Below are 12,427 nucleotides of genomic sequence, written 5' to 3' on the forward strand. Positions count from 1 at the left end.
GAGATGATGTTCTGGCTGCCGTCGTACTTGTCGTCGTTGACACCCATCACGATGGTGATGTCCTCACCGGTCGCCGGCGCCGAGATGACCACCTTCTTGGCCCCGGCCTCCAGATGCCCGCGGGCTTTGGCCGCGTCGGTGAAAATCCCGGTCGACTCCACCACGATGTCCACCCCCAGATCCCCCCACGGCAGCGCCGCCGGACCCTCCTTGACCGCCAGCGCCTTGATCTTGGTCTCACCCACGATCAGGGTGTCCCCGTCCGCGCGCACGTCATAGGGCAACCGGCCCAGGATCGAATCGAACTTCAACAGATGCGCCAACGCATCGGTGGAAGTCAGGTCATTGACCGCGACGATCTCCAGATCGGCGTTCTTGCCCGCTGCTTTTTGCGCATCCAGGGCCCGGAAGAAGTTACGCCCGATACGCCCGAAACCGTTGACGCCGATCCGAATAGTCACTGCTGTACTCCCTCGCCGGTAATCCTGGACAGGTCATGCGGTGAATCCTCAGCCAGCCTAGTGCTGTGACGAACTCCACGTGCAGTACGCGACGCGCGCCCCGCGCGTCGCGCGTCGCGCACGCCGCCTGTCCGGCGGGTAGGGGGACTTGCGCTAGGCGTCGTCGAGCAGGTCCGGGGTGACAGCGGACTCGGTGTCCGGAATACCTTCCAGCTTGGCCTTGCGGTCGGCCATCGACAGCAGGCGCCGAATACGGCCTGCCACAGCATCTTTCGTCATCGGCGGGTCGGCGAGCCGGCCCAGTTCCTCGAGCGAGGCCTGCCGGTGCTCGACGCGCAGCCGGCCCGCGGCCGACAGGTGGTCGGGCACCGTGTCACCGAGGATGTCGAGCGCCCGCTCGACGCGCGCCGCGGCCGCGACCGCCGCCCGCGCGGACCGGCGCAGGTTCGCGTCGTCGAAGTTGGCCAGCCGGTTGGCAGTGGCACGCACCTCGCGGCGCATCCGTCGCTCTTCCCAATTGAGCCGGGTGTCCTGGGCGCCCATGCGGGTCAGCAACGCGCCGATGGCCTCGCCGTCGCGCACCACCACGCGGTCGCTGCCGCGGACCTCGCGCGCCTTGGCGCTGACCCCGAGTCGCCGGGCCGCACCGACCAGCGCCAGCGCCGCCTCCGGTCCCGGGCAACTGACCTCCAGCGCCGACGACCGACCGGGCTCGGTCAGCGAACCGTGCGCCAGGAACGCGCCGCGCCACGCCGCTTCGGCGTCGCCGACGCTGCCGCCGACCACCTGGGCCGGCAAGCCGCGCACGGGCCGGCCACGCAGATCGAGCAGTCCGGTCTGACGCGCGAGCGCCTCACCGTCCTGCGCGACGCGCACCACGTACCGGGTGCTCTTGCGGATGCCGCTGGCCGACAGCACGTGCACGACGGCGTTGTAGCCGTACAGGTCGTAGATGTCCTTGCGCAGCCGCCGGGCGATGCTGCCCAGGTCGACCTCGGCCTCGACGACGACGCGTCCGGCCACGATGTGCAGGCCGCCGGCGAACCGCAGCAGCGACGCCACCTCGGCCCGGCGAGCGGTCACCGAGTTGACGACCAGCCGGCTCAGCTCGTCCTTCACTTCCGAAGTCATCGCCACGAATCGTCACCTCTTGGTCCTTCAGGGGCCGGCTGCTGACGGAGTAATCCGTCGGCCGACCGAGCGGCGGGAGTAGATGGCTCGTATGCGGGCCGGGCCGGTGCGCTGCCATTGAGACGCACCCGCTCCAGAGCAGCCGCAAGCCGTGCCGGGTCATGTAAAGGTGTACCAGGTCGGGATACGTCAGCAAACTCGACCTGAGCCTCGAGAAACGACGCCGCCCGGCGCAGTTGGTCGCGTTCCCGCTCACTGGGGACACTCGCAGCGTCGACGATGATGTCGTGCACCGTCAGGCCCGGCGCATGCTGCGACAGCACGTGCACGTGACGTTCGGCGGAGAACCCGGCGGTCTCCCCCGGCTCGGCGGCGAGGTTGAGCACCAGGGCCCGGCGCGCCTCGGTCGCCTGCAGCGCGGCCAGCAGCTGGGGCACCAGCACATGCGGGATCACACTGCTGAACCACGAGCCCGGACCGAGCACCACGAGGTCGGCCGACATGATGGCGTCGACAGCCTGCCGGGTGGCCGGCGGATCGCCCGGCAGCAGCCGCACCCGGCGCACCTTGCCGGGAGTTGTCGCGACCGCGACCTGACCACGGATCACGCGGCTCATCCGCGGATCGGCCTCGAGCCCCGACACGTCGGCCTCGATCTGCAACGCGATGGGACACATCGGCAGCACGCGGCCCTTGACCCCCAGGATCCGGCCCAGCTCGTCGAGCGCGGCGACCGGGTCGGCCAGTACCTCGTTGAGGCCGGCGAGCAGGAGATTGCCGATCGGATGCCCGGCCAGCGCACCGCTGCCGTTGAAGCGGTGCTGGATGATGGTGGCCCACAACTGCCCGTGCGGACTGTCGGATGCCAAGGCCGCCAACGCCATTCGCAGATCACCCGGCGGCACGATGTCCAGTTCGGAGCGCAGCCGGCCCGACGAACCGCCGTCGTCGGCGACGGTGACGACGGCGGTGACGTGCGGCGTCAGCCGGCGCGCCGCGGACAGCGTCGCGTACAGGCCGTGCCCGCCGCCGAGCGCCACGATGCGTGCGGGAGCCCGATCTTCCGTCATTCGCGCCCCAGATCCCGGTGCAGCACGCGCACGGTCAGGTGGTCGCCACCACGCAGCCGGTTGGCCAGCGCTTCGGCGATCGCCACACTGCGATGCTTGCCGCCGGTGCAGCCGATGGCCACGGTCATGTAGCGCTTCCCCTCCCTGCGATAGCCGTCGATCACAACCCCCAGCAGCCGATGGTAGGTGTCCAGGAACTCGGCGGCGCCCTCTTGTCCCAGCACGTAGTCGCGAACCGCCGGATGCTGCCCGGTGTGGGGCCGCAACTCGTCGACCCAATGCGGATTCGGCAGGAATCGGACATCCATCACGGTGTCGGCGTCCATCGGCAGACCATATTTATAGCCGAAACTCTCGACCGTCACGCTCGTCCCGGCGACAGCCTCCCCACTGAAGGCGCGTTCGATGCCGGCCCGCAGCGCCGGTACCGGCAGCGTCGAGGTGTCGATGATCAGGTCGGCCGTGGCACGCACGGACTCCAGCAATCTCCGTTCGGCGGCAATGCCTTCCGCGAGTGTCTGGTTGCCCTGCAGCGGGTGACTGCGCCGGTTCTGTTCGTAGCGGCGCACCAGGATGTCGTCGGATGCCTCCAGGAACAGCACCCGCGGGAAGACGCTGCGGGTCGCCAATTCACGGCGAACGAAATCCAGGTCGCCCGTGAAGCCGCGCGACCGCACGTCCATCACCACGGCCAGCTTGGTGATGCGCGATCCGGCGGCCAGACCCAGCTCGACCATCCGGGTGATCAGCTCCGGGGGCAGGTTGTCGGCGACGTACCAGCCGAGATCCTCGAGCACCTTGGCCGCGGTGCCGCGCCCGGCACCGGACAGACCCGTGACCAGAACCACGTCGATCTCACCGGCAGCACCGTCCATCTGATCGTCCGTCACGACTTCGTCCATCCCCCGCTGCTCATCCGCTGGTGCTGCGCGCTCACTGCTCTGTCCGATCATTGCCGATATCGGTCGGCGCCGCCCCCGGTTCCGGCTGGGAATCAGAGCGCAGCGCATCGACCACCGCCTGCGCCGTCGCCGCCCCGATGCCCGGCACAGCCGTCAGTTCGTCGACGCCGGCCTCCTTCAACCGTGCCACCGAACCGAAGTGGGTGACCAAGGCCTTGCGCCGGTGCTCACCGAGGCCCGGGATCGCGTCGAGCACCGACGCCGTCATCCGCTTCGACCGTTTGCTGCGGTGATAGCTGATGGCGAACCGGTGGGCTTCGTCGCGCACCCGCTGCAGCAGGTACAAGCCCTCGCTGTTGCGCGGCATGATCAACGGGTCCGGCTGCTCGGGCACCCACACCTCTTCCAGACGCTTGGCCAGCCCGATGACCGCCACATCGGTGACGCCCAGTTCGTCGAGCACCGCGGCCGCCGCGTTGACCTGCGGCGCGCCGCCGTCGACCACGAACAGGTTGGGTGGATACGCGAATCGCTTTGGCCGCGCCGGGGTTTCGGTGGTTTCGGGGTCTGCCGGCACCTGGGTGTCGGCGACGTGGCGCGCGAAGCGCCGGCGGGTGACCTCGGCGATGGACGCGACGTCGTCGGACCGGCCGTCACCGGCAGCCTCCCGGATCGCATAGTGCCGGTAGTCGGACTTGCGCGGCAACCCGTCCTCGAACACCACCAGCGAGGCCACCACGTCGGTGCCCTGCACGTGGCTGATGTCGACGCACTCGATGCGCAGCGGCGCGTCGTCCAACTCCAGCGAATCCTGAATGCTCTGCAGTGCTTCCGATCTGGCGTTGAAGTCACCGGCGCGCTTGAGCTTGTGCTGCGCCAGCGCGTCCTGCGCGTTGCGTTGCACGGTGTCGGCGAGGGCGCGCTTGTCGCCGCGCTGCGCCACGCGCAGCTGCACCCGCGAGCCCCGCAGGCCGGACAGCCAGTCGGCGAGTTCGCCGGCGTTGTCCGGAAGTACCGGCACCAGAACCTCTTTCGGCACCGGGTTGGTGGTCTCGTCGGTCGGGCCGGTGCCGCGCAGTTCGGCCTGATCGCCGTAGAACTGTGTGAGGAACTGGCTCACCAGATAGTCCTCACCGGACTCCCCCGGCTCGCCGGACTTCTCGATGACCCAACCGCGCTGACCGCGGACCCGGCCGCCCCGGACGTGGAACACCTGCACGGCGGCTTCCAGATCGTCGTCGGCGAAGGCCACCACGTCGGCGTCGGTACCGTCACCGAGCACCACGGCCTGCTTCTCCAGCGCCCGCTTGAGTGCCGAGATGTTGTCCCGCAGCCGCGCCGCCCGCTCGAACTCCAGTTCCTCGGCGGCCTCGGCCATCTGCTGTTCCATGTCCCGCGCCAGCCGGTCGGTCTTGCCGGCGAGGAAGTCACAGAAGTCCTCGACGATCTTGCGGTGCTCGGCCGCGGTCACGCGGCCGACGCACGGCGCCGAGCACTTGTCGATGTAGCCCAAGAGACAGGGCCGCCCGATCTGGTTGTGCCGCTTGAACACTCCGTTCGAGCAGGTGCGCGCCGGGAACACCCGGGTGAGCAGATCCAGCGTCTCGCGGATGGCCCAGGCGTGCGAGTACGGGCCGAAGTACCGGACGCCCTTGCGCCGCGGGCCGCGGTAGACGAACAGCCGCGGGTACTCCTCGCCCAGGGTGACGGCCAGCACGGGGTACGACTTGTCGTCGCGGTATCGGATGTTGAACCGCGGATCGAATTCCTTGATCCAGTTGTATTCCAGTTGCAGCGCTTCGACTTCGGTCGTGACGACCGTCCACTCGACGCTGCCGGCCGTGGTCACCATCTGCCGGGTCCGCGGCGCGAGGGCCGACAGGTCGGCGAAGTACGAGTTCAGCCGGCTGCGCAGGCTCTTGGCCTTGCCGACGTAGATGACCCGACCGTGCGGATCCCGGAACCGGTACACCCCCGGTTCCAGCGGGATGGTCCCGGGCGCAGGCCGGTACGTCGATGGATCAGGCACTGTTACAGGTTAGTTCGACGGGCTGACAGCATCGATGAGCTCGCAGAACGCCGCGGCCTTGGCCACGTAGTTCGCGTACAGGTCGTAACTCGCCGCGCCCGGCGACAGCAGCACGGCCGTCACCCCCGGCACGGCGGCCGCGACCTGCACCGCCGCCTGCAGACTGTCGACGGGGTGCACCGACGCGGGCCGCGCCGCGGCGAAGCGGCGGCCGATCGCGGTCCCGTTGGTCGGCCCCTGGATGAGGTGAACGTCACGTGCACCCGAGAGCAGATAGTCGTCGATCTGGTCGTAGTCGAGCTGACGGTCCATGCCACCGACGATGAGCGCCACCCGGTCGTCGGGCCGCATCGAGCGCAGGGCGGCGACCACGCTCTCCCCGGTGGTGGCCAGGGTGTCGTCGATCCACCGCACGTCCCCGGTACGGCGCACGACCTGAAGCCGGTGCGGCAGGGCCTCGAATGTCGTTACCGCGCCGAGGAATTCGTCTTCGGTCACCGGGCGGCCGAGCACCTCCGCCGCCGCGGCGGCAGCCAGGGCGCCGTTGACGACGTTGTGCTCGTAGGCCATGACGTAGTCGCCTTCGGGACGCGTCACGTCCGCCGGGTCGACGGTGCGCACCACTGGCGGCAGCGCGATGCCGAGGCGTTCGAGCGCGGCGAGCACCTGCGGCGTCGTGATCAGCACCTCGCCGCCGCAGGCGAAGATGTTGGCCTTCGCGCCGTGGTAGGCGTCGATGTCGCCGTGCCAGTCCAGGTGATCCTCGAAGAGGTTGGTGATCACCGAGATCCGCGGTGACGCCGTCACCAGTGCGCACTGCTGGCTGGACAGCTCGGCGACCACGACGGCGTCCGGCCCCGGCTCCAGATCCGAGAGCGGAGTGCCGATGTTGCCCGCCACCACGGCGTCCGCGCCGAGCCGGCACAGCAGGTGCGACAGGAACGACGCCGTCGTGCTCTTGCCCTTGGTCCCGGTGACGCCGACGGTCTGCGCGGCGTAGCGGCGCAGGTACCAGTCGGCGGCACTGGACAGTGTGGCGCCGCCGGCGCGCAACTCGGCGAAAACTGGCTGGTGCCAAGGTATTCCGGGGCTGAGGAACACCACGTCGGAGTCCGCCAGCCGGGTCAGGTGTTCGGCGCCGCGCCACAGGTTCAGGTTGGCGATGTCCGTCGGGGCGTCCAGGGTGCCGCGGCCGGCGTCGTCGACGGCGTCGATCCGCGCCGCGCCCGCCGCCGCCGCGGTCCGGGCCAGCGACTGGCCCTCCTTGCCGAAACCCCAGATGCCGACGGCGACACCCGTGAGTTGCGGGCGCTGTGCCGTCATGGCCGAGCGTCCAGGGCGGCTCGGTAACGCTCGGGCACGTACTGCACCGCCGGGCTGTCGTCGTGGTCGGCGGCGACGCGCGCCAGATCGACTCGTGCACTGCGGAACTGCTCGACCAGCGGCAGCCCGGCCCAGGCCTCGTCGTCGAGGATCGTCAGCATCGACTCGGCGGCCTCGTAGTACTCACCGACGCACTCGAACGGCTTGTGCGCGCCCACCCCGAGGATGTCCTCGAACTCGGCACGGCTGTCGTTGTCCTCGAACAGGTTTCGCCCGAAGATCGCCTCGACCTCGGCGCGGCCCAGCCGCGGTGCCATCAACACGAAGACGAACTGGCACTTCGGGCAGTGTCCGCACCAGGTGGCGCCGCGGCGGCCGGCGTCGAGCGCGAACGGCCGGTTACAGCTGATGAACGCACGGAAATACTGCGGGCTGGCGGCGAACCGGTCGGCGATCTGCGACTCCGACAGACCGCGCAGCAGCGAGAAGTACCGGTCCGGGTTCAGTCCGTACGCGGCGAGGGTGTCGCGCAACAGCGTCTCGTAGGTGACGCTCTTGGACCACTGGTGGTTGATGTCCTGGCCCATCCATTCGACATTGCCGACATTGGACGAGCGTTCGTTGGACAGCACGACCGGGCCCAGGCCGTTGGCGTCGGCCACGATCAAACCGATGATGCTGTTGATCGCGGTGACCGGGATGTGCCCGTTGTAGGCGCCGGCGGCGTTGACCTCGATGAGCGTGCGGTCGATGGTCCGCATGACGCGCACGTGCGGCAGCCCGCTGATCTCGACACACCGGTCGATCGGGTCGAACTTGTTGACGTTGAACAACACCGGCCGCAGCGGCGCGAGCGCCTCGATGGTCACCACCGAGTCCTTGCCGCCGCCGACCGGCACCAGCGGCGCCGCGTCGGGGTTCCAGGTGTCGGGCTGCGGCTCGCCGATATCCGCACGGTCGCCGGTGATCTCCGGGCTCAGTGCGCCGGGCAGGTTGTTGCGGTAGGCGTACTCACCCAGGCCGCCGGCCAGCACCTGCCGCAGATAGTCGCGTTCGAAATCGTAAGTCGGGAAGGCGATTTCGATCTGCGGCGGCGCGGCCGCCTTGTAATAGCTCAGCGAGCAGGTCAGCGTCAGCAGGCGCAGCAGCCGGTCGTCGGGCCGGCCACCGCCCAGGGTGTCCCCGAAATCGACGGTCTCGGCGAAGCTCACATCGTCGGCGGAGTCGGCCCCGCACATGGTGTAGCGCCCGCGGAAGACGCCGCCCTCGATGTCGTAGCCGTCGATGCGGAACGACTTGTAGGACTGTGGGACAAAAGGTTTGGTCACAGCTGCTCCAGGAACGGCGGATGGGCGGGATCAACGGGAACGGCGTGATCGCCGAGTTGTGCAACGGGGTGCGTGCGGTATTGCGGCGAGATCCACCAGGCGCGCCGCACCTGCTCGACGGGCACGGCGGCGCGCCGCGGCAGGGCGCGCACCACACCGCAGGCCTGCAGTTGCTCGAGGATCGAGACCGGTTCGGTGTTCTCGACGCCGACCAGCTCGGCACCGATGTCGAGTACCAGCGCGCCGACCACGGCCGGCGTGACGTCGGGGCCGGGTGCGATGCCGTCCACGCAGCCCTGTTCGGCGAGCCGGCGCAGCAGCAGGTCCACGGTGCCCAGGCTGGTCGTCCGGGCCGCCATGCGCAGCCACAGCTCGTCCGTCGCGGCCGGTGGGGTCCAGTCGCCGTCCCGCCGGCCGATCCGGACCGGCTCGGCGGCGTGGACCTGCAACGGCGTGCCCGTCACCGCGTACCGGCCGCCGTCGGTGATCGTGACGGTCGCGGCGATCAGTCCCGGCCCGGCTGACAACGGAGCCAGCGCGGCGTCCAGATCAGCGTGAGCAGGCATGGTCAGCCCGAAGTAGTCGGCGGGTTCGGCGAGGTGCTGCCAGAGCCACGCGGTGTCGACGGTCCGGCCCTGGTAGATCGGCACGGTCACCGTCGGGTACGCACCAAGGCGGCCGACCAGTTCGGCGGGTGCGATCGCCACGGCGTCGGGCGGCGAAGGCATGCGAAAATCGGTCACTATCAGCAAATTCTATCCCATGGGAGGGAGCACCCAGGTGGGGGTGATCCGGCTCACCGAAGCCGACTGGCGGATGTTCTCGGCGCTGCGGCTGCGCGCGCTGGCCGATTCCGCGGGCACCGACGATGCCGAATACCGCAACGAGATGAGCTTCACCGGGACACAGTGGCGCCGGCGGCTGCGCGCGCACGCCCAGTTCGCCGTGGCTCAGGAGGACCAGCTGGTGGGCCTGATCGCGGCGCATCGGGCCAGCCCGAGCTCGGTGTACCTCTACTCGCTGTGGACCGATCCGGTCGTCCGCGGCCGCGGGGTCGCCCGCACCCTGTTGACCGCGGCCATCGACTGGGGCCGCGGCCTCGGCGCGCGCACCGTGACGCTGCGGGTGCACCGCGACAACGCCGCCGCGCTCGCGGTCTACCGCGCCTTCGGGTTCGTCGCCACGGCCGACCCGGCCGAGGGTTCCCGAAGCCCGGGCCCGGTGGACGAACTCACGATGTCTTTGACGCTGAACTGAGGTCCGGGCGGTATTTCGCGACCAGCTCCCGAAGGCGGTCCATCGCGTCGACGGCCCGGGCCTTGTCGACGGTCTGGATGGCCATGATCGGGACGTACTCGTCGTCGGGCAGGTCCACCCGCGCCCATCGGGCGCCCAGCGGGAACGACACCCCGACGATGTCGGACCAGGCAATGGTCTTGTCGCTCAACACGTTACGGACGACGATGCCGGCCGGCCCGACTCGCAGCCGGGACCGGGTCGGCAGCAGCACCGCACCGGCCAGGATGACCCCGAGCAGCGCCATGGACACCTGGTCGGCGGTCTGGAAGATCACCCCGGTGGCACCGATCTTCAGCAGCGCCCCCACCGTGACGTGCACGACGATGATGACGGCGGCCGCCGCGTACGCGACGTATTTCACGCGCTGCGGCCGGACCTCCAGGTCCCAGGCTTCTGCAGTCATCCGCGCAGGTCGCGCAGGGTGATCGCGGTGGCAAGCGCCGCCGATGCGGCCTGCTCACCCTTGTCCTCCGCCGATCCGGGCAGGCCGGCGCGGTCGATGGCCTGCTCTTCGGTGTTGACCGTCAGCACACCGTTGGCGACCGGTGTCGACTCGTCGAGCGACACCCGCGTCAGACCCTGCGTGACGGCGTCACACACATAGTCGAAATGCGGTGTGCCGCCGCGGATCACGACGCCCAGTGCGATCACCGTGTCATGGTTCTTGGCCAATTCCTGTGCCACGACCGGGATTTCGATGGCACCGAGCACGCGGACCACGGTCGGCTCGGCGATGCCCGATGCGGTGGCGACCCGGAGGGCGCCGTCGAGCAGCGCGTCACAGATCTTGGTGTGCCACGTGCTGGCGACGATGGCCAGCTTGATCCCGGACGCGTCGAGCGCCGGCATGTCCGGCACACCGACACCACTCATTTACCTTCTCCGTCTGTTGCGTCACCGGCGAAATCGTCGAGGCCGATGAGGTCGTGGCCCATCCGGTCCCGCTTGGTCATCAGGTACCGGATGTTGTCGGCGTTGGGGCCGATGGGCAGCGGCACACGCTCGATGATGTGCAGCCCGTAGCCGTCCAGGCCGACACGCTTGGCCGGGTTGTTGGTCAGCAGCCGCATGGAGCGGATGCCGAGGTCGACCAGGATCTGCGCGCCGATGCCGTAGTCGCGGGCATCGGCGGGCAGGCCGAGCTCGAGGTTGGCATCGACGGTGTCGGCGCCGGCATCCTGCAGCTGGTAGGCCTGCAGCTTGTGCAGCAGGCCGATGCCGCGGCCCTCGTGGCCGCGCATGTACAGCACCACGCCACGGCCCTCGTTGGCCACCATCTCCATGGCGGCGTCGAGCTGGGGGCCGCAATCGCAGCGCCGGGAGCCGAACACGTCACCGGTCAGGCACTCGGAGTGCACGCGCACCAGCACGTCGTCGCCGTTCTCCGGGGAGACATCGCCGCGCACCAGCGCCACGTGCTCGACGTCCTCGTACATGCTGGTGTAGCCCACGGCCCGGAACTCGCCGTGCCGGGTCGGGATGCGGGCCTCGGCGACGCGCTCGATGTGCTTCTCGTGCTTGCGGCGCCACTCGATGAGGTCGGCGATGGAGATCAGCGCCAGGTCGTGGTCGTCGGCGAACACGCGCAGCTCGTCGGTCTGGGCCATGGAGCCCTCGTCCTTCTGGCTGACGATCTCGCAGATCGCGCCGGCGGGCTGCAGACCGGCCAGCCGGGCCAGGTCGACGGCGGCCTCGGTGTGGCCGGGGCGGCGCAGTACGCCACCGTCCTTGGCGCGCAACGGAACTACGTGTCCGGGCTTGGTGAAATCGTCCGCAACGGCATCCGGATCAGCCAAGGCCTGCATGGTCTTTGCCCGGTCGGAAGCCGAAATACCGGTTCCCACACCCTTTTTCGCGTCCACCGTGACGGTATAGGCGGTGCCGTGCTTGTCCTGGTTCACCGCGTACATCGGCAGCAGGCCCAGCTTGTCGCAGATCGCGCCGTCGAGCGGCACACACAGGTAGCCCGAGGTGTAGCGGACCATGAAGGCCACCAGTTCCGGCGTCGCCTTCTCCGCGGCGAAGATCAGATCGCCTTCGTTCTCGCGATCTTCGTCGTCAATGACGACAACAGCCTTGCCCGCCGCGATATCGGCAATCGCCCGCTCGACGGAATCAAGCCTCGTCATCTCCACCACCCTTGCCGTGGCCACATCAGGGCCATGTTGATCACCTACCAGTATGAACCACTGGTACCGGCCGACTTACTCCCGCCGGTCCGCTCAGCGGACAGGGTAGGACCGGGCGCTACTGCGCCGGGGTGAGCAGCCGCTCGACGTATTTGGCGATGACGTCGACTTCCAGGTTCACGGTGGTCCCCACCGGGGCACGGCCCAGCGTCGTCAGCTGCAACGTGGTTGGAATCAGAGAGATCTCGAACCAGTCGCCCTGCTCGTCACGGCCCAGGCCGGACACCGTCAGCGACACCCCGTCGACCGTGATCGAGCCCTTCTCGACCACGTACCGGGCCAGCTGCGGCGGCAGCGCGATGCGCACGACCTCCCAGTGCTCGGACGGTGTGCGCGACAACACAGTGCCGGTGCCGTCCACGTGGCCCTGCACGATGTGCCCGCCGAGCCGGCTGTTGATCGCCGCGGCGCGCTCCAGGTTCACCCGGCCGCCGACCTCGACGCCGGCGAGGCTGGACCGGTTGAGGGTCTCGGCCATCACGTCGGCGGAGAACGCGCCGTCGGGCAACACCTCCACAACCGTCAGGCAGACGCCGTTCACCGCGATCGAGTCACCGTGCCCGGCATCGGTGGTGACCAACGGGCCGCGGATGACGAACCGCGCCGCGTCGGCCAGTTGTTCCTTGCTGACGATCTCGCCGAGCTCTTCGACAATGCCGGTGAACATGGACCTCAGCCTAGTCATCGGCGTCCGG

13 protein-coding genes are annotated in these 12,427 nt (G+C 69.2%); 1 reads left to right on the top strand and 12 read right to left on the bottom strand.

Annotated features, from left to right (window positions below; all coding sequences use genetic code 11):
* The 8 genes from H289_RS0114870 to H289_RS0114905 all read right to left on the bottom strand — a co-directional run.
* Positions 1-461 (bottom strand): glyceraldehyde 3-phosphate dehydrogenase NAD-binding domain-containing protein (locus H289_RS0114870; protein ID WP_020101593.1); only part of this gene is annotated, 461 nt, incomplete at its 3' end.
* Between the two features lie 153 nt (positions 462-614).
* The gene (gene whiA / locus H289_RS0114875; protein WP_029105256.1) at positions 615-1,592 is read right to left on the bottom strand and encodes a DNA-binding protein WhiA; all 978 of its coding nucleotides are present in this window, start codon (positions 1,590-1,592) and stop codon (positions 615-617) included.
* Entirely contained in the window at positions 1,589-2,662 is a 1,074-nt protein-coding gene (locus H289_RS0114880) for a gluconeogenesis factor YvcK family protein (protein WP_020101595.1), read from the bottom strand. The genes whiA and H289_RS0114880 overlap by 4 nt, the downstream gene beginning before the upstream one ends.
* Positions 2,659-3,564: an RNase adapter RapZ gene (gene rapZ, locus H289_RS0114885; protein WP_020101596.1), complete on the bottom strand. Its 906-nt coding sequence runs from the start codon at positions 3,562-3,564 to the stop codon at positions 2,659-2,661. The genes H289_RS0114880 and rapZ overlap by 4 nt, the downstream gene beginning before the upstream one ends.
* A 31-nt stretch (positions 3,565-3,595) precedes the next feature.
* Positions 3,596-5,593 (bottom strand): excinuclease ABC subunit UvrC, encoded by a 1,998-nt coding sequence (gene uvrC / locus H289_RS0114890; protein ID WP_020101597.1) that lies wholly within the window; start codon positions 5,591-5,593, stop codon positions 3,596-3,598.
* A gap of 9 nt (positions 5,594-5,602) precedes the next feature.
* Complete coding sequence (gene murD, locus H289_RS0114895; protein WP_020101598.1) at positions 5,603-6,916, bottom strand: UDP-N-acetylmuramoyl-L-alanine--D-glutamate ligase; 1,314 nt, start codon at positions 6,914-6,916, stop codon at positions 5,603-5,605.
* The gene (locus H289_RS0114900) at positions 6,913-8,244 is read right to left on the bottom strand and encodes a MurL-like N-terminal domain-containing (RefSeq protein ID WP_020101599.1); all 1,332 of its coding nucleotides are present in this window, start codon (positions 8,242-8,244) and stop codon (positions 6,913-6,915) included. The genes murD and H289_RS0114900 overlap by 4 nt, the downstream gene beginning before the upstream one ends.
* On the bottom strand, positions 8,241-8,972 hold the full coding sequence (locus H289_RS0114905) for a hypothetical protein (RefSeq protein ID WP_020101600.1): 732 nt from the start codon (positions 8,970-8,972) through the stop codon (positions 8,241-8,243). The genes H289_RS0114900 and H289_RS0114905 overlap by 4 nt, the downstream gene beginning before the upstream one ends.
* A 34-nt stretch (positions 8,973-9,006) precedes the next feature.
* Here H289_RS0114905 and H289_RS0114910 point away from each other — a divergent pair, with 34 nt between their 5' ends.
* Complete coding sequence (locus H289_RS0114910) at positions 9,007-9,501, top strand: GNAT family N-acetyltransferase (RefSeq protein ID WP_029105257.1); 495 nt, start codon at positions 9,007-9,009, stop codon at positions 9,499-9,501.
* Here H289_RS0114910 and H289_RS0114915 read toward each other — a convergent pair.
* The 4 genes from H289_RS0114915 to H289_RS0114930 all read right to left on the bottom strand — a co-directional run bounded on the left by H289_RS0114915 (position 9,476) and on the right by H289_RS0114930 (position 12,399).
* Positions 9,476-9,946, bottom strand: a complete 471-nt coding sequence (locus tag H289_RS0114915) for a PH domain-containing protein (RefSeq protein ID WP_020101602.1) — start codon at positions 9,944-9,946, stop codon at positions 9,476-9,478. The genes H289_RS0114910 and H289_RS0114915 overlap by 26 nt on opposite strands.
* Positions 9,943-10,416 (bottom strand): 6,7-dimethyl-8-ribityllumazine synthase, encoded by a 474-nt coding sequence (gene ribH / locus H289_RS0114920; RefSeq protein WP_020101603.1) that lies wholly within the window; start codon positions 10,414-10,416, stop codon positions 9,943-9,945. The genes H289_RS0114915 and ribH overlap by 4 nt, the downstream gene beginning before the upstream one ends.
* Positions 10,413-11,672 carry a bifunctional 3,4-dihydroxy-2-butanone-4-phosphate synthase/GTP cyclohydrolase II gene (locus H289_RS0114925; protein WP_029105258.1) on the bottom strand — a complete coding sequence of 420 codons (1,260 nt, stop codon included), beginning with the start codon at positions 11,670-11,672 and terminating at the stop codon, positions 10,413-10,415. The genes ribH and H289_RS0114925 overlap by 4 nt, the downstream gene beginning before the upstream one ends.
* A 118-nt stretch (positions 11,673-11,790) precedes the next feature.
* Positions 11,791-12,399 carry a riboflavin synthase gene (locus H289_RS0114930; RefSeq protein WP_020101605.1) on the bottom strand — a complete coding sequence of 203 codons (609 nt, stop codon included), beginning with the start codon at positions 12,397-12,399 and terminating at the stop codon, positions 11,791-11,793.
* Positions 12,400-12,427 lie beyond the last annotated feature (28 nt).

The sequence above is a fragment of the Mycobacterium sp. 360MFTsu5.1 genome (genome assembly GCF_000383495.1).
Taxonomy (GTDB): Bacteria; Actinomycetota; Actinomycetes; order Mycobacteriales; family Mycobacteriaceae; genus Mycobacterium; species Mycobacterium mucogenicum_B.

Bases quoted from the DNA above. Each gene is read 5' to 3' on its own strand.
- whiA (WP_029105256.1), bottom strand. From the start codon at position 1,592: ATGACTTCGGAAGTGAAGGACGAGCTGAGCCGGCTGGTCGTCAACTCG.
- H289_RS0114880 (WP_020101595.1), bottom strand. From the start codon at position 2,662: ATGACGGAAGATCGGGCTCCCGCACGCATCGTGGCGCTCGGCGGCGGG.
- rapZ (WP_020101596.1), bottom strand. From the start codon at position 3,564: ATGGACGAAGTCGTGACGGACGATCAGATGGACGGTGCTGCCGGTGAG.
- murD (WP_020101598.1), bottom strand. From the start codon at position 6,916: ATGACGGCACAGCGCCCGCAACTCACGGGTGTCGCCGTCGGCATCTGG.
- H289_RS0114905 (WP_020101600.1), bottom strand. From the start codon at position 8,972: ATGCCTTCGCCGCCCGACGCCGTGGCGATCGCACCCGCCGAACTGGTC.
- H289_RS0114910 (WP_029105257.1), top strand. From the start codon at position 9,007: ATGGGAGGGAGCACCCAGGTGGGGGTGATCCGGCTCACCGAAGCCGAC.
- H289_RS0114915 (WP_020101602.1), bottom strand. From the start codon at position 9,946: ATGACTGCAGAAGCCTGGGACCTGGAGGTCCGGCCGCAGCGCGTGAAA.
- ribH (WP_020101603.1), bottom strand. From the start codon at position 10,416: ATGAGTGGTGTCGGTGTGCCGGACATGCCGGCGCTCGACGCGTCCGGG.
- H289_RS0114925 (WP_029105258.1), bottom strand. From the start codon at position 11,672: ATGACGAGGCTTGATTCCGTCGAGCGGGCGATTGCCGATATCGCGGCG.
- H289_RS0114930 (WP_020101605.1), bottom strand. From the start codon at position 12,399: ATGTTCACCGGCATTGTCGAAGAGCTCGGCGAGATCGTCAGCAAGGAA.